15 protein-coding genes are annotated in these 17,157 nt (G+C 26.2%); 14 read left to right on the top strand and 1 reads right to left on the bottom strand.

The features are described from left to right. The first annotated feature begins 79 nt into the window (after positions 1 to 79). From nadA to A9758_RS02820, 4 genes are all read left to right on the top strand, one after another. Positions 80 to 994 carry a quinolinate synthase NadA gene (nadA, locus tag A9758_RS02835; protein WP_011406241.1) on the top strand — a complete coding sequence of 305 codons (915 nt, stop codon included), beginning with the start codon at positions 80 to 82 and terminating at the stop codon, positions 992 to 994. Between the two features lie 96 nt (positions 995 to 1,090). Further along, the gene (locus A9758_RS02830) at positions 1,091 to 2,155 is read left to right on the top strand and encodes a hypothetical protein (RefSeq protein ID WP_011406242.1); all 1,065 of its coding nucleotides are present in this window, start codon (positions 1,091 to 1,093) and stop codon (positions 2,153 to 2,155) included. A 290-nt stretch (positions 2,156 to 2,445) separates the two neighbouring features. After that, positions 2,446 to 4,218 carry an MJ1255/VC2487 family glycosyltransferase gene (locus tag A9758_RS02825; RefSeq protein WP_011406243.1) on the top strand — a complete coding sequence of 591 codons (1,773 nt, stop codon included), beginning with the start codon at positions 2,446 to 2,448 and terminating at the stop codon, positions 4,216 to 4,218. Between the two features lie 27 nt (positions 4,219 to 4,245). Next, positions 4,246 to 5,118, top strand: coding sequence for a radical SAM protein (locus tag A9758_RS02820; protein WP_011406244.1), 873 nt, complete (start codon positions 4,246 to 4,248; stop codon positions 5,116 to 5,118). A 19-nt stretch (positions 5,119 to 5,137) separates the two neighbouring features. Here the strand turns inward: A9758_RS02820 and aroE are convergent, their stop codons facing one another. After that, positions 5,138 to 5,989 (bottom strand): shikimate dehydrogenase, encoded by an 852-nt coding sequence (aroE, locus tag A9758_RS02815; protein ID WP_011406245.1) that lies wholly within the window; start codon positions 5,987 to 5,989, stop codon positions 5,138 to 5,140. A gap of 366 nt (positions 5,990 to 6,355) precedes the next feature. Between aroE and hisS the strand changes: the two genes are divergently transcribed. The 10 genes from hisS (at position 6,356) to cbiQ (ending at position 17,126) form a co-directional block, all read left to right on the top strand. After that, positions 6,356 to 7,636, top strand: coding sequence for a histidine--tRNA ligase (hisS, locus tag A9758_RS02810; protein ID WP_011406246.1), 1,281 nt, complete (start codon positions 6,356 to 6,358; stop codon positions 7,634 to 7,636). Between the two features lie 8 nt (positions 7,637 to 7,644). Next, a complete protein-coding gene (gene hisI, locus A9758_RS02805; RefSeq protein ID WP_011406247.1) occupies positions 7,645 to 8,034 on the top strand; it encodes a phosphoribosyl-AMP cyclohydrolase in 390 nt (129 codons plus the stop codon). A gap of 12 nt (positions 8,035 to 8,046) precedes the next feature. Then, positions 8,047 to 9,906 carry a PINc/VapC family ATPase gene (locus tag A9758_RS02800; protein WP_011406248.1) on the top strand — a complete coding sequence of 620 codons (1,860 nt, stop codon included), beginning with the start codon at positions 8,047 to 8,049 and terminating at the stop codon, positions 9,904 to 9,906. A gap of 10 nt (positions 9,907 to 9,916) precedes the next feature. Then, a complete protein-coding gene (locus tag A9758_RS02795; RefSeq protein ID WP_011406249.1) occupies positions 9,917 to 10,675 on the top strand; it encodes a sugar phosphate isomerase/epimerase in 759 nt (252 codons plus the stop codon). A 21-nt stretch (positions 10,676 to 10,696) separates the two neighbouring features. Next, complete coding sequence (gene endA, locus A9758_RS02790) at positions 10,697 to 11,200, top strand: tRNA-intron lyase (protein ID WP_011406250.1); 504 nt, start codon at positions 10,697 to 10,699, stop codon at positions 11,198 to 11,200. A gap of 44 nt (positions 11,201 to 11,244) precedes the next feature. After that, positions 11,245 to 12,336: a tryptophan--tRNA ligase gene (locus A9758_RS02785; RefSeq protein WP_048059846.1), complete on the top strand. Its 1,092-nt coding sequence runs from the start codon at positions 11,245 to 11,247 to the stop codon at positions 12,334 to 12,336. Between the two features lie 247 nt (positions 12,337 to 12,583). Next, the gene (locus A9758_RS02780; protein WP_011406252.1) at positions 12,584 to 14,173 is read left to right on the top strand and encodes a DUF6508 domain-containing protein; all 1,590 of its coding nucleotides are present in this window, start codon (positions 12,584 to 12,586) and stop codon (positions 14,171 to 14,173) included. A gap of 1,084 nt (positions 14,174 to 15,257) precedes the next feature. Further along, positions 15,258 to 15,881 carry a cobalt transporter CbiM gene (gene cbiM, locus A9758_RS02775; protein WP_011406253.1) on the top strand — a complete coding sequence of 208 codons (624 nt, stop codon included), beginning with the start codon at positions 15,258 to 15,260 and terminating at the stop codon, positions 15,879 to 15,881. Between the two features lie 5 nt (positions 15,882 to 15,886). Then, positions 15,887 to 16,171: a PDGLE domain-containing protein gene (locus tag A9758_RS02770; RefSeq protein ID WP_011406254.1), complete on the top strand. Its 285-nt coding sequence runs from the start codon at positions 15,887 to 15,889 to the stop codon at positions 16,169 to 16,171. A 160-nt stretch (positions 16,172 to 16,331) separates the two neighbouring features. Then, positions 16,332 to 17,126, top strand: a complete 795-nt coding sequence (gene cbiQ, locus A9758_RS02765; protein WP_011406255.1) for a cobalt ECF transporter T component CbiQ — start codon at positions 16,332 to 16,334, stop codon at positions 17,124 to 17,126. The last annotated feature ends 31 nt before the right edge of the window (positions 17,127 to 17,157 follow it).

Here is a 17,157-nt window from a genome sequence, read left to right as displayed (position 1 = left end):
TGATGCAATTATTTAAATAATATTAAATATAACAAGAGTTATATTTTAAATAAAGAGTATAATAATAAGGGGTTTATATATGACTAATGAGATTATAAGAGAAATTGAAGAATTAAAAAAAGAAAAAAATGCCATAATTCTTGCTCATAATTATCAACCAAAAGAAATACAAGAAATAGCTGACTTTGTAGGGGATTCACTAGAATTATGTATAAAAGCAAATAATGTGGATGAAGCAGATATTATAGTATTTTGTGGTGTTAATTTCATGGCAGAAACTGCTTCTATTATTAGTCCAGATAAAAAGGTATTATTACCAGATAATAGAGCTAATTGTCAAATGGCAGACATGGTTTCACTTGATGAATTGAAAAAAGCAAAAGCTGAACATCCAGATTGTGAAGTAGTATTGTATGTAAATAGTAGAGCAGAAACTAAAAGTGAAGCTGACATAGTATGTACTTCTGCAAATGCTGGTAAAATAGTTTCTAGTTTAAAATCTGATAATTTTATATTTGCACCAGACCATAATTTAGGTATCTACTCAGCAAAACAATCAGGTAAAAATCCAATAATAGTTCCTGAAGATGGACATTGTTATGTACATACAATGTTTAAACCAGAAGATATTAAAAAAGCACGAGAAGATTATCCAAATGCTAAAATAGTGGTTCATCCAGAATGTAACGATGATGTAAGACAATTAGCAGATTATGTTGAAAGTACTGGTGGAATGGTTAGACTTGCAAAAGATCCAGAAATTAAACAATTGGTTGTTGGAACTGAAATAGATCTTACTACACGACTTACAAGAGAAAATCCTGGAAAGGAATTTATTCCCCTCAGACGTGATGCTTTCTGTTTAACAATGAAGATTATTACTCTTGAAAAAGTACTTGAAGCACTTAAAGAAGAAAAATATGAAGTTGTTGTTGATAAAGAAATTGCTGCTAAGGCACGTGTTGGAATACAAAAAATGTTAGATTTATCATAAATAAATCTTTTTTAACTATTTTTTTATAATCCCCTATTATTTTGTAACATAACTTTTAAATATTTTCTAGTAATATAATTTAAATATAAATTTCTAATGGAGAGGAGTATTATAGATAAATTATTTAAAATTGATAAAACAATTATTGTAGGTTTAGGTCTTATTATTCTTGGATTTATCATACTAGTAACAGATTTTATAGACTCATTTGTTACTAATCTACTATGGCCTCTTCTAGAAGGATCATCAGAAGGAAAAACAGTACTATTTCTTGGTATGTTAGGATTAATACTTATTATCTCATCACTTATTAATCAAAATAATAGTATTAAGCATAGATTATATCCAGATAATGATTATCATTTAAAATATATTCTATTTGTTGTTGTAATTCTTCTATGTTGTGCTGTTTTGGGATTGATTATTGAATTTTATATTAGATATAAACTTGGAATATCCTTTTTTACAATATTAACATCACTTGATCCTAGTACAAGTACTACAAGTCCAATGCATTCACATGCCTATAAATCAATACTAGGATATTTATCAAAAAGTTTTGTACCTGCACATGTAAATACAAGCTCATCAATACTTAAATTTGTATTTCCATATGCATTGATAGTAGTTCCTATTTGGATTGTATCATTCATATGTGGTGTAATTGGATTGTCTGATATGAAACCATTACATAAAGCAATTACAACCATAGCTCTAACACTTGCATTAATAGGTATACTAGATGGAGGTATGTTTTCTCAGCCATTTCTTATTGGTATAGGATTTTTATTGTTAATGTATTTTTCTAATGGAAAAATTGGTATAAAGTACTTTATTAAACCTGTTGTAATAATGGGTTATATATTACTTGTTGGAATGATTATAGAAGTTGGTGGTAGTGATATGTCATATCATACACTTAGTGTTATAAATCAAACAGAACCTGTTGACATGTCACAGTACAATGTTACAAATATTGAAGTACATGGGGATGTTACAACATATACACTAGCTACAAAAACAGATGATAAACAATTAATTCGACAGATATTTGCCTCATTTAAGGGAAAGGCTGATGTAACATTTATGAGTTGGAATTTCTATTCTTATTTAGATAATCCTACAATGAGACAAAGACAAGCTGCAAAAAACATATCCTAATTTTTTATTTTTTTTTTAGATTTTTATTTTATTAAACATCATATAAAATAGAATTTAGTAAGGTTTTAAATATATTTTCTTATTTTTTTTATCTATAACTTTTTTTTTGAATATTTCTAATTAAAATATGTCTTAAAAAAAAAATAAATTAGAAATGTTATTTTTTTTGATACATTTTTTTTTCATTAAATAATCATAATTATAATATTATATAACATACAAAAATAATATTACATTTTTTTAAATTTAATGATTTTTTTATAAAAATTCTATAATAAAATTGTGATTTCATGAAGATTAGTATTATCATACCCACATATAATGAAGAGGAATTTCTTCCTGATTTATTAAAAAGTATTAAAAGACAAGATTTTAAGGATTTAGAAGTTATTATAGCTGATGCTAATTCCACAGATAAAACAGTTGAAATTGCTAAATCATACATGTGTAAAGTTGTACCTGGTGGTCTTCCAGCTGTTGGACGTAATAATGGTGCAAAAGTAGCTAAGGGTGAAATATTATTATTTTTAGATGCTGATTCAGTATTAACTAATAATTATATAACATCTACTATTGAAGAATTTGAATTACATAATTTAGGTATTGCTATTACTCAAATTGTTCCATTGGAGAAGGGTTTTATCAATGAAATATCTCATGAAATAGCTAACTATCTAACCAAACAAATATCTCATATAAAACCACATGGTGCTGGTTGTTATGGTATGATTACATATAAATCATTACATGAGAAAGTCAATGGTTTTGATGAATCATTAGATTTTGGTGAAGATACAGATTATATTGAAAGAATTGCTAAAATAAGTCGTTTTAAAGTTCTTGAAAATCCACGTTTACTAATTTCTACTAGAAGATTAGAAGAGGAAGGATTAAAGGAAATTACATTAAAGTATGCAAAAAGTACTGCTAAACAATTGGTTGGTCAAAAAGTGACATTAGAGGAGTTAGGTTATAGTTTTGGACATGGTAGTTCAAAGAAAAATAGAATTCTTTACTCATTATGTGGTGAAGGATTAGGTCATGCAATTCGTAGTGGGGTAGTTATTGAATATTTAATTAATGAAGGTTATGATTTAATTGTATTTGCAAGTGATAGGGCTTATGATTATTTAAATTCTAAATTTGATAATATATATTATATTGGTGGATTCAATACTGTTTATGAAAATAACTCTGTTCGTAATAGAAAAACATTTGTATATAATATGAAGGATGTGCCTAGTGATTTAAAAAATAATATGACTAAAATGTTTAATTTAGCTCATAAATTTAAGCCTGATGTTATAGTATCTGATTTTGAATTCTATTCAAATTTATTATCACATATACTTCGTATACCCTTAATTAGTATTGATAATATGCATGTATTAACAGAGGCCAAGTATTCAACACCAAATAAATATGCAAAGGACAGATTATTTAGTGAATCAGTGGTTCATGCTTTTATTCAAAATGCTAAGAAAACATTAATATATTCATATTTCTTCCCACCACTTAAAAATACAGAAAACACAAGATATGTTTATCCAATACTCAGGGATAAAATATATCAACTTAAGCCTACAGATGGAGATTATATACTAGTATATCAGACAAGTACATCAAACAATGAATTAATAGAACTATTAAAGAAAAATCCACAACAAAACTTCATTGTATATGGCTTTCATGTGGATAAAAAAGAGGATAATGTATTATTTAGATCATTTAGTGAAGATTTATTATATAAGGATTTTAAAGATGCAAAATGTGTAATAACAAATGGTGGATTTTCATTTATTACAGAAGCACTTCAATTAGGAAAACCAATACTAAGTATACCTGTAAAGAAACAATTTGAACAAATACTAAATGCAATTTATCTGGATAAATTAGGTTATGGAGAACATCATAGTAAGATTAACCAGGCAATTCTAGATAATTTCATAGAAAAAATACCTGTATATAAGAAAAATATTTCTGAAAAATATGTAAAACCTAAAAATAACAATGAAACATTGAATATACTAAAGGAAACTATTGAAGAAGTAATAAATAACTAAAATCCTTTTCTATTTTTTTTTGATAATATGAATTATATAACTGCTAAAACTATTCTTACACCAGTAAATTACTCCTCAAAATGGTTTGGAATAGATTATACAATGAATTTATATAGAGGTTGTAATCATGGTTGTATATATTGTGATAGTAGAAGAAATATCTACAATATAACTGATTTTGACACGGTACAAATTAAAAAAGATGCTATATCTATTTTAAGAAATGAATTACGACATAATAAAAAGGGTATTATTGGAAATGGGGCTATGAGTGATCCATACAATATTTTAGATGAAAAATATGAATTAACAAGAAAATCATTAGAATTAATAGAAAAATACAATTATGGGATATTTATTACAACAAAAAACAACTTAATTATAAGAGATATGGATGTACTAAAAAGAATTAAGAATAAACTCATTAGTATAACAATCACAACACCTAATGATAAATTAGCATCTATTATTGAACCGAATGTTTCTGTTTCATCAAAGAGATTTAAGGCAATGAAAAAACTTAATGAAAATAATATTCCCTGTGGAATCATGTTACTACCAGTACTTCCATTTATAACAGATAAAACAAATGATATTAAAAAACTCATAAAACTAGCATATAAAAATCATGCAAGATTTATATATCCATCGAGTATGGGTATGACTCTATCTGAAAATCAGCGTACATACTTCTATAAAAAATTAGATGAATCATTTCCAAATCTCAAGGAAAAATATAGAAAAATATATAATGATAACTACACATGCACAACTAGAAATTATGAGTTGTATGATGTGTTTAAACAAAAATGTGATGATTATGGTATATTATATAAAATGAGTGATATAATTAAGATTTATAGAAAGGATACAGATAAGCAATCCACATTATTTAAATAGAAAATATAGGGAAAAATAATTATCCCTGTAAATGTTTAAGTAATGGTTTTTCAAATGATTCATATGATGGTGTTTTTCCAGTAAATATTTCAAATGCCTTAATTCCCTGATTTATTAACATGTGTGTTCCAGGAATTGTTGTTGCTCCCTGTTTTTTTGATTGTTTTAGTAGTTGTGTCTCTAATGGATTGTATATAATATCCATAACAGTATGTTTAGATGAAATTTTATCAGTTTTAATGGGAGGTGCAACTTCATCTTTAGGATACATTCCAATAGGAGTTGTATTGATTATAATATCAACATCATCAATCACATTATCAGTTTTTTTAATATTAATAAAATCTATATTTTCAAAGTTCGTCTGATTTTTAAGATTAGTAATTAATTTTTGAGCATTATCTTTACTTCTATTTGCAACTATCAATTGATTTATATTTTTATTTAATAATGTGAATGTTATAGCCTTTGAAGCTCCACCTGCACCAATTATCATTATGTTTTTGTCTTTTAATGAAGTGTATTTTTCAATTGATACTATAGCTCCAATACCATCAGTATTATATCCCTTTGCAATTCCATCTTTAAAATTTATAGTATTTACTGCACCAATTTTTTCTGCAGTTTCATCTATTTCATCAAGATATGGGATAATGGTAGTTTTATGTGGTATTGTCACATTTAAACCTTTAATATTCAAGGTTTTTGCTGATGTTATTACATGTTTTAGATTTTCAACTTCTACATGGAATGGAACATATTTATAATCCATATTCATTAATTTATATGCATTGTTATGCATTGGTGGTGAAAAGCTATGTTCTATAGGATGTCCTATAACTCCTGTTATTAATGTTTTTCCTGTTATCATACAATTACCTTTTAAAGTTTTTATCTTAAATTTTAAAAAATTCTTTATATAATAAAATATATATCTTTTAAATAATTTGTAGATAATTATAAATCCCTACTTAAATATTCATCTATATGTTGTTGTAATTATTTTAATAGGTGTTTAATTATTATATAGATTGTTTTTTAAGGATATGGATTAATTATTTTAAAATCATACACTATGATTTTTAGTAATTAGTTAATATCATGTTAAATTGTTTTATTTATTCTAATTTATTTATCCATAAATAAAGAGTTATGTGTATGTATTCTAGTATAATTTAAAATAATTTAAAGGGACAAGTATGTACTTGTATAATTTAATAAAAGGAGTATAATAGTCATGGAATTTAATAAACCAAGAGGAACACGTGATTTTCTTTTTGAGGATATGGAAGAGCGAAATTATGTTGAAAATACTATAAGAAATGTTGTTGAAAATTATGGATTTAAGGAAATAAAAACACCAATATTTGAAGATTTAGAATTATTCACAACAAAATCTGGTGAAGGAATAAAAGAGGAAATATATCATTTTCAAGATAAAGGTGGAAGAGATTTAGCTTTAAGACCAGAACTTACAGCAAGTGTAAGTAGATTATATAATAACAATCTTCAAAAATCTGCAAAACCACTGAAAATGTATTATTTTGGCAGTTGTTTTAGATATGAAAGACCACAAGCAGGTAGATTTAGGGAATTTTGGCAGTTTGGTATAGAAGTTATTGGTGGAGTACCAATTTATAATGAAGCTGAAATTATAGCAATGGCTAATGAGGCATTAACTCAGGTTGGAATTAAAAATTATGAGATTAACATTGGACATCTTGGTATTATTAAAGGTGTTTTAAATCAATTAAATATTTCATCACAACAACAAACTGCCATAATTGCAAGTATAGATAAGGAAGACTATGAATTACTTGATAAATTATTAGAAGATAACGATATTTCAAGTGAATATAAAAATATAATTACAAGTATTATTAATATAAAAGGTAGTCGTAGTGATTTAGAAACATTAAAACAATTACTTGAAGATATACCTGAGAGTTTTGAAGCTTTAGAAAATCTTGATAAAACATTAGAGGTTCTTGAAGTATTTGGTTTTGATGATTATGTTGTTAATTTATCAATAGCAAGGGGACTTGATTATTATACTGGTATTGTATTTGAAATATATGTACCAGATTTAGGTGCTGAGAAACAAATTACAGGTGGAGGAACATACAACCTCACAGCATTATTTGACTCAGAAAAAGTGGAATCTACAGGTTTTGCATTTGGTTTTGATAGAATAATGGAAGCATACCATAGACAAAACATACAAGTACCTATAAGTTCTAAACCAAAAGTACTTGTTATTCCTGTGAAAAAAGAATTTAAATTAAATGCTATAGAAGTAGCACAACAATTACGAGCCCATAATATTGTTACAGATATAGATCTTAAGGGTAAAAAACTTAAAAAGAACCTATCCTATGCTAATAATCATAACTTCAATAAAGTTATAATGATAGGTCAACAAGAAGTTGAAGATGAAACAGTAACAATTAAGGATATGGATTCTGGATGTCAGGAAACAATACCACAAAATACTGTTGTATCTGAATTACTAAAATAGGGATAAACATGATAAAACCAAACTTTAGACATATTATAAATGGTAAAAGATTAGCAACTGCCATAGCCCAAGATTATAAAACAGGTGAAATATTAATGGTTGCATTTATAGATGAAGAAGCTTTTAATAAAACCATACAAACAAGAAAAGCTCACTACTATAGTACAAGTAGAAATATGATTTGGTATAAGGGAGAAGAATCAGGACATATTCAAGAGATAAAAGAGGTTCTTCTAGATTGTGATGAAGATGCAATAATATTTAAAGTAAAACAAGTAGGTGGAGCATGTCATACAGGACATTATTCTTGTTTTTATAAGAAATTATCAGATGATGGAGAAGTTGTGACTGAATATGAAGATAAGGTATTTGACCCTGAAGATGTATATGAAAAATAAGGAGATGTTTTATTGGTTAAAATAGTGCCAGATACTAGTATAATTATAGATCAACAAGTAAGTGTTTTAGTTCAAGATTTATATAAAGGTGCAGAAGTATTAATACCAGAGGCTGTTCCATCAGAAATTGAAAACCATGCAAATAAAAGAAAAGAAATAGGTTATCAAGGACTTGAAGAATTAAAAAAACTACAACAACTAAGTACTGAAGGAATAATAACATTAGAATATGTTGGAAGAAGACCTAAACTAGATGAAATATCCATAGCAGGTGGTGGGGAAATTGATGCTATGATAAGAGATATTGCAAGAAAATATCATGCAATTCTAGTAACAAGTGATAAATTACAGAAAGAAATAGCAGAAGCACAAGGTGTGGAAACATATTTCTATAAAAAAGAAGTAGAACCTATTTCAACTGGTCCAACAGAACTAGAATCATATTTCTCAAAGGATATATCATCAATACATTTACGGGAAAATACAACACCCATGGCAAAAAAAGGAACACCAGGTCATATTGAATTAATAGAACTAGATTATGTTCCATTAAGATATAGGGATTTAGATAGAATATCAAAGGAAATTATAGAACAATCAAAGAAAAGACATGATTGTTTTATTGAAATTGATAAAAGAGGAGCTACAGTAATTCAATTTGGAGATTTAAGAGTAACTATTGCAAAACCACCATTTTCTGATGGATTTGAAATAACTGCAATAAAACCTGTGAATAAACTTGACTTGGATGATTATGATGTATCTGATAAATTACTTGAAAGATTATCAAACGATGCAAAAGGAATACTCATAGCAGGATCTCCTGGTGCAGGTAAGTCAACATTTGCACAGGCTCTTGCAGAGTATTATTATTATGATATGGAACAAATGGTAAAAACCATGGAATCTCCAAGAGATTTGAATTTAGATGATAACATAACACAATATGCACCTCTTGAGGGAGATATGGAAAATACTGCAGATATACTTCTTCTTGTAAGACCTGACTTCACAATATTTGATGAAGTTAGAAAAACAAGGGATTTTGAAATCTATTCTGATATGAGATTAGCTGGTGTTGGAATGATAGGAGTAGTTCATGCTACACGAGCAATTGATGCTGTTCAAAGATTTATTGGACGACTTGAATTAGGTGTTATTCCATCTGTAATTGATACAACAATTTATATTAATAATGGTGAAATAGATACAGTATATTCAATAGAATTAACAGTAAAAGTTCCAACAGGTATGCTTGAAGCTGACTTGTCACGACCTGTAATTGAAATAAAAGACTTTGAAAGTGGTGAATTATTCTATGAAATATATACATATGGTGAACAAACTATAGTGATGGATATTAATAAAACTCAAAGACAGGATGATGATAAAGAAGATCAAAAGAGTCCTGTTAGTAAAATTGTTGAAAGAGTTATAAGAAAAGAAGTAAATAAGGTGGCTCCACATGCAATTATGGAAGTATCCTTGATATCAGATAAACGTGCACTTCTTGAAATTGATCCAGATCATACTGGTGCTGTTATTGGTAAAAATGGAAGAACAATAGCACAAATTGAAGAACGTGCTGGTATTAGTATTGAAGTTGAAGAATTAGAAGTAAAGGATATTGATAATAGATCACCTATAAATGTAAATGTTTCTGGTAATTATTTATCATTAAACTTTAGAAAAGAAGATATTGGTTCTAGCTATGATATTATAGTAGAAGATGAATATCTATTCACAGCAACAGTTGGTAAAAAGGCAAATATTCGTCTTAAAAAAGATATTGAAATGGCAGAAATTGTTATTGAAGCCATGAAAAAAGGTGAACCAGTGTATGCTAGATTAAGAAATGAGGATTTATATTGAGGTTATTAAAATGAAAATTAGTGTTTCAACATTAGGATTATATCCTGCAACAATGGAAAATATTTTAGACTTTGTAACAGAACAAAAATTAGATTATCTTGAAGTTATTAAAGAATATCCATATGATGAAGTGGGTGCAGATGTATTTGAATCATATGATCTTGGTTTAAGTATACATGCACCAATGTCTGATGTTAATATTGCCTCTCATGTTAAGAAAATAAGAGATATTTCTGTTGAATTAATGGTGGATTCATTTAAATTAGCAAATGATTGGGGAGCAGAACGTGTAGTTGTACATCCTGGTACAATACCTATTATGGCACTTAAATATCCTGAAAAAATATTAAAATATAATGTGGAATCATTGATTAAATGTCAACGTGCTGCACAAGAGTATGGTGTTATGATGTGTGTGGAAAACATGCCATTATTTGAGAGAATGTTATATACTAATGTTGATGCTTTATTTGATTTAGTAGATAATGAGATTCATTCTGGTATTACATTAGATGTTGGTCATGCACATAACAATGGATTTGCTCCAGAGAACATGTTTAAATCTGATAATATTCATCATATTCATCTAAGTGATAATGATGGTTCATATGATATGCATCATGCTCTAGGTTCTCATAACATTGATTTTCCTAAAATATTTGATATTCTCAAACAAAAGAAATATGATGATATATGTGTAATAGAAGTTAGAACTCTACAGGGAATATTAAAAAGTATAGATTATTTAAAGGATATTAATATATTATAAGGGAGTTGTGTTATAATTTCAATGTATTCAATATTATTAAATGATAGAGTAATAGTAAAGGATGAAAATGCTCATAATTTGTATAATAAACGTTATTATGGAAATTTAACAGATTCTGGACTTGAATTATCTTTTATAGAAGCGTTATTTCTATTAACTAAAAATAAGATAGAAATTTATGATGATGATAAACTCATAACAAAAGAGGATTTAACAGATATTATAAGACAAAAACATATATTTTCACATTATCTTGTATATAAGGATCTTCGAATAAGGGGTTATATTATAAAAACAGGTTTCAAGTATGGTAGTGATTTTAGAATATATGAAAGGGGACATGCACCAGGAGATGGACATTCCAATTTTCTAGTAAAAATATTATCAGAAGAACAGGAAATAAAGGTACGTGACTTCTCAAGTTATGTTCGTGTAGCTCATGGTGTACGTAAAACACTACTACTTGCAGTTGTTGATGATGAATATGATATAACATACTATGATATAGAATGGACAAAACCATGAAAAAATAATATATTAAAATGAATAGGGAGTGTAATAAATTGAATATGATAGATCCATGGGGTTCTTCAATAATAGACTATGATAAACTTACAGAACAGTTTGGTATTAAACCATTTACAGATGTGGTAGATGATATACCACATGCTAGTAAATTAATGACACGTGGTATAATCTTTGGACAAAGGGATTATAATAAAATAACTGATGCTCTAAATAACAACAAACCATTTGCTACTATGACTGGAATGATGCCAAGTGGTAAAATGCACATTGGTCATAAAATGGTAGTAGATCAATTAAAATGGTACCAGGAAAAAAATGCTGATATTTATGTATCAATAGCAGATATGGAAGCATATGCAGCAAGAGGTATAAGTAAGGAAAAATCAAGGGAATTAGCATTAAATGAATATATTACAAACTATATAGCTCTAGGATTAGATGTTACTCGTGATAACTTCCATCTTTATCTTCAATCAGAAAATGATGATGTTAAAAATCTAGCATATATAATAGGTAAAAAAGTTACATTTAATCAGATGAGAAGTATTTATGGATTTAATAATTCAACAAATATTGCTCATATATACACACCACTACTACAAGTAGCAGATATTCTTCATCCACAACTTAAAAAATATGGAGGTCCAAAACCTGTAATTGTACCTGTAGGACCAGATCAGGATCCACATATTAGATTAACAAGAGATCTTGCAAGTAAATTTAATGAAGAATATGGATTTATAGAGCCATCAGCAACGTTCCACAGATTCATGACAGGACTTACTGGAGAAAAAATGAGTAGTAGTAAACCAAAAAGTGCAATATATTTAACTGATTCATTAAAAGATGCTGTGAAAAAAGTTAAAAGTGCAAAGACTGGTGGTCGTGAAAGTTTAAAAGAACAAAAAGAACTTGGTGGTATGCCAGATAAATGTTCAATATATGAATTATTAGTTTATCATTTAATTGATGATGATAAAAAATTAGAAGAAATAAGAAGTAAATGTTTATCTGGAGAGATACTATGTGGTAATTGTAAAGGATGTGCAAGTGAATTAATAACAGACATGTTTGAAGAACTTGATCAAAAACGTGAAGAAGCAAGAAAAATTGCAAATACTTTACTAAAATAAGTAAAATTCTGTTTTTTACTTATAAACTCTTTTTTTTAAACTATTTTTTTAGTGATTTTTTTTCTACTTTAGATTATTTTTATTCAAAAAATAGATAATATAACTAAATACCCAATAGGAGTATATAGTATAGACTTAAATATTAATTTTTATATATTATTACCTATATTATAGTTTATTTTTTCTATTATTGAAATATGGAAAAATCAAGTTTATATAAACAACTACTAAAAAGGAGAGTATATGTATGGAAGAAGAATTACAAGAAATTTGGACTAATTATGATAGACAAACAGTATTTAATTATGTGGAAACTCGTTTACATCACTACTTATTCACAAAAATATTTAAAGATGAAGCAGAAATAATGAGTAAAATCATTGAAATTGATGAAAGAGAACTTAAAGGATTTAAAATAGATTATTATCTTAATATTCCAGAAACTATGGATTTAATTCAGAATTTTTCAAAATTAGAAACACAACTTGAAGGAAAAAATCTATCAGAAAATCCATATTCTGAAATTCTTAGTCTTATAAAATATATGTTTGAAAATGTTAAAAACAATGATACAAATAAGATTAATAATAAAAACTTCAATGATGATGCACTTGCAAATATAAATGACAGTATTTTATCCAGTAAAAAAGAAATATCAGCAATACTTAAAAAAGATTGTTTTAAAGATATAGATACACCAGATATTATTGATATTAATTTATTAGAAGATGCATGTAAAAATACTGATGATATATTTAATTTAGCAAGAGTTTATGAAGTATATGATGAATTATTTGTATTTCCTACTAAAATTGAATTATACAATACAATAACCAAGGAAATACTTCCTGCTATGAGTAATGATAAATTATTTGAATTATATGTATTACTTAACACTTTAGAAGTTCTTGAAACTACAAAAGGTACTATTACATTCCAAAAAGCTGGTGTTAGGGAACTAGCTGAATATTACTTCCAAGTTGAAGAAAATAATATGGAACATACAACAGTAATGCAAATATTCTTCCATGATTTACCAGAAGAATTAGAAGCAAAATTCAAACCAATTCTTAAATATCCATACATTTGTTTACGTATGAAAAATACTGTTAAAGCTCGTAATTTAACTCGTGTAAGTTATTTATTACTTGAAATTGAAAGAATTACAGATAATCAAATTAAATATAAATGTAAAGCTACAGAAGATATACGTAACATTCTTGTTGTATGGGATCATAGATTATTCAACGATGAAAAATCACATATTAAAGTTCTAGATTATAAAACATTACAAATGGGATTAAATAAGTCATTTGGTAATATTTTCAAATTCCCTAATATTGAAAATGTTGATGCAATTCTTGAATACATACCATACTTTGAAGATACAAGTAATGAATTTATGAAAGTTGAAGGTGGACAACGTTACTATGATGATGAAGCTGACTTCTTTAAAGATGATTTATATCAAGAAAATATATATAGAACCTTTGATAATCTAAAGGATTGGGAAGAAAAAGGATGGAAATATATTAATAACCATGAATTAATTAAAAGACTTGATCTTTTAACAATCATGAAAGTTCTTTATCTTATCATGCAGAAAGAAAATACTAGACCAGGGTTTTTAGGAAAACTTATGCAGGATGGTACAGTATTAACAATTCTTAAAAGATTAGAAGAAATTAGAAATGTTAATGAAAGTGAAATTACTGAATTATATTCACCATATAAAAAACTTAAATGTTGTCCTATACATGATCCTGATTTCTATGCTGAAAAAGAAAAGGAAATGGATGATCTTTTAAGTAGAAAAGCTGATGAAGTAGATGAATAATGTTATTCATCATACTTTTTCATTTTTAAATTATTTTTATACTTGTATTACTTTTTTTAGTTTTATTTTTAAGTTATTATTAATTATTACTTTTTTATATTTTTTTAATTAAAAGTTAATACAATATCATTACTTATTATAGTATATTGTTAATGAATTTATGATATTTTATTCTTTAGAGTTGTTTAATCCAATTAAAAAAAGTAATACTTTATATAGTATGAGTAATATAATTTATAATTGTAAGAATTAATACTAAATATTTAAAAAGTATTAATAATTACGTATCATAAATAGATTTATTAAAATGTAAAATTAGTATTTATTAATATTTATTTTTCTAAAAGAAATAGCTAATTAATAGATAATAAAAAAATAGCCTAGTAAACATCTATGTAATATAATTTCCTCTTGAATAATTTATAATAAAAAAAATACAAACTATAATTTTTATGCACGGAATATTTTTTTTTAAATAAAAAAATATTAGAGTTATAATACTCTTTTATATTATTTTTTTAGTCTTTATTTAGAATTTTTTTTTTAAAATCATCATAATTTTTAATAGATGATAGTTATAATCTAAGAAAAAATGAAAATTAGTTTCTTATTTGAAGTATTATCCTATGATGTATTACTTTTTATATAGATTATTTATATACTATTATTAATTATTACTTTTCTATGTCTTTTTTAGTTTAAAGTAATACTTTATGTTACATGATAGCTGGTTTTATTTTCAAAAATTATTTTATTCATGATTTAAAGGTATATAATTATGTTTTACATAATAAAGTTTATATAGAAAGAGTTATATATTTTATTTTATAATTATAATACAAAATATAAAAAAAGTATTACTATTATTATAAATTCAAAAAAATATTTAAAACATGTGAAAGGTTTTTATTTTTTTAATCATATCTTATAACTCTAAAACATGACTAAAAATATAATTAATCTAAACAACCTTTAGTATAATCCTCTTGAATAAATTATACATTTTTATTTTATATAGTCTATAAGTATTATATTTTATGATTAAATAAATAATCTTTTACAAAATATAAATGGAGACATATAAATGCATATACCTGATGGTTTTATTACCATTCCATTATGTGTAGTATTATATATACTAGCAATAGTATTTGTATTTCTATCAGCAAAATGGAGTAAAGAAAATTTAAATGAAAAATATGTACCATTACTAGCAGTATTAGCTGCAGGAATTTTTGCTATAATGTCATTTAATCTACCAGTACCTTTTGGTTCTAGTGGACACCTCCTTGGTGCAGCACTTGTAGCAATAGTATTCTGTAGTCCATATGCAGCAATACTTGTACTTGCAATGGTATTAATTATACAAGCATTACTATTTGGTGATGGTGGAATAACAGCACTTGGAGCAAACATAATAAATATGGGTGTTGTAGGTGGATTTGTAGGATACTATGGATTTAAATCATTAAATAAAATTATTGGAAAATATCCTAGTATATTTGTATCCTCATGGGCTGCTTGTTTTATTGCAGCATTAGTAGCAGCTCTTGAAATATCTCTAAGTGGAACTTTCCCATTAGATCTAGGACTATTATATATGGGTGGTTATCATGCAATGATTGGAGTTATTGAAGGAGCAATAACTGTTATAATTATTAAAGGAATTGAATCTGTACGACCAGATTTACTAGCATGGAATAGGTGATGTATATGGAGAAAAAACAATTATACTTTGGAATATTTATAGTAGCAATAGTTATCTGTATACTATCACCATTTTTAGCATCTGGTGATCCTGATGGACTTGAAGCTTCAGCTGAACATCTAAATCCTGATAGTTTAGAAGCAAGTCAAGTAATAACTCCTATAATGCCAGATTATACCTTAGAGGGCATGGAAGATAATCCTCTTGTAGGAGTGGCATGTTTAATTGTTGGGGCTATTATATCTGTAGCAGTAGCATATGGAGTATTTTATGCAATAAGTAAAAAATAATTTTTAATTTATTTTTTCTATTTTTTTTATTATTTTTTAGTCATATCTTAAATTTTTACATTTTTAAAACAATAATGATAAAAAATAAATTATTTTTTTAAATAATAATTAATATAATTAAAATATATATTAATAATATTGAGTGGGGAGATAATTATTTATGGTTAGTTTTAGTCAGTTACAACAACAAGATATTTATGCTACACAAAATAGTATACTACATAATGTTGATAGTAGAATTAAATTATTAGTACTATTTTTAGTAATATTATTTGCTGTTTCTTCAAGTAATTTCATAGTATTTCTAACTCTGGAGATATATTTAATAATTTTAATACTTATCTCTGGTATTTCATTAAAAGAAGCAATGATTAGAGTTCTTTTAATATTGCCCTTTGGTTTTTCAATAGCCATATTTCAACCATTTATACAGCCAGGTCAGGTACTCTACACATTACCATTAGGAATACATATCACTCTTGAAGGTATTAATTTTGCAGAACTTTTATTATCTCGCCTGTTTATAAGTATAACTTCAATTGTATTGTTCTCATATATAACTCCAATGAAGGATATTGCAGAGGCTTTTAGAAAATTACATTTTCCCAATGCTTTTGCAATGATTTTTTCATTATTTGTAAGATTTATCTTCCTATTTTATGATGAACTTAGAAGTATTCAACAAGCACAGGCAAGTAGAGGATTTAGTCTTTCAAATAACACACCATATATGTGGAAATTAAAACAAGTAGGTAGTTTGTTTTTAATGATGTTTCTTAGAGCATATGAACGTGGAGAAACAGTATATCAGAGTATGGCAAGTAGATGTTATGATGCAGATAGTAGATTATATACATCAAAGAATAAACTATCCCTAAATAGTATTTTATATATTTTAATTCCAATCTTGATTATGATTATATTATTACTACTTGAGTATGTTCATATAATTTAAATTACTTTTTATTTTTTTTAAAAATATGTAT

Origin of the sequence: Methanosphaera sp. A6, assembly GCF_001729395.1 — an archaeon.
Taxonomy (GTDB): domain Archaea; phylum Methanobacteriota; class Methanobacteria; order Methanobacteriales; family Methanobacteriaceae; genus Methanosphaera; species Methanosphaera stadtmanae.
The sequence above is the reverse complement of the archived record's forward strand: the minus strand, read 5'-3'. Positions and strand labels throughout refer to the sequence as shown.

Excerpts from the sequence above, each read along its gene's own strand:
- A9758_RS02770 (WP_011406254.1), top strand. The coding sequence starts at position 15,887 with ATGGAGAAAAAACAATTATACTTTGGAATATTTATAGTAGCAATAGTT.
- cbiQ (WP_011406255.1), top strand. The coding sequence starts at position 16,332 with ATGGTTAGTTTTAGTCAGTTACAACAACAAGATATTTATGCTACACAA.
- A9758_RS02820 (WP_011406244.1), top strand. The coding sequence starts at position 4,246 with ATGAATTATATAACTGCTAAAACTATTCTTACACCAGTAAATTACTCC.
- hisS (WP_011406246.1), top strand. The coding sequence starts at position 6,356 with ATGGAATTTAATAAACCAAGAGGAACACGTGATTTTCTTTTTGAGGAT.
- aroE (WP_011406245.1), bottom strand. The coding sequence starts at position 5,989 with ATGATAACAGGAAAAACATTAATAACAGGAGTTATAGGACATCCTATA.
- A9758_RS02780 (WP_011406252.1), top strand. The coding sequence starts at position 12,584 with ATGGAAGAAGAATTACAAGAAATTTGGACTAATTATGATAGACAAACA.
- nadA (WP_011406241.1), top strand. The coding sequence starts at position 80 with ATGACTAATGAGATTATAAGAGAAATTGAAGAATTAAAAAAAGAAAAA.
- hisI (WP_011406247.1), top strand. The coding sequence starts at position 7,645 with ATGATAAAACCAAACTTTAGACATATTATAAATGGTAAAAGATTAGCA.
- A9758_RS02825 (WP_011406243.1), top strand. The coding sequence starts at position 2,446 with ATGAAGATTAGTATTATCATACCCACATATAATGAAGAGGAATTTCTT.
- A9758_RS02795 (WP_011406249.1), top strand. The coding sequence starts at position 9,917 with ATGAAAATTAGTGTTTCAACATTAGGATTATATCCTGCAACAATGGAA.
- endA (WP_011406250.1), top strand. The coding sequence starts at position 10,697 with ATGTATTCAATATTATTAAATGATAGAGTAATAGTAAAGGATGAAAAT.
- cbiM (WP_011406253.1), top strand. The coding sequence starts at position 15,258 with ATGCATATACCTGATGGTTTTATTACCATTCCATTATGTGTAGTATTA.
- A9758_RS02785 (WP_048059846.1), top strand. The coding sequence starts at position 11,245 with ATGATAGATCCATGGGGTTCTTCAATAATAGACTATGATAAACTTACA.
- A9758_RS02830 (WP_011406242.1), top strand. The coding sequence starts at position 1,091 with ATGGAGAGGAGTATTATAGATAAATTATTTAAAATTGATAAAACAATT.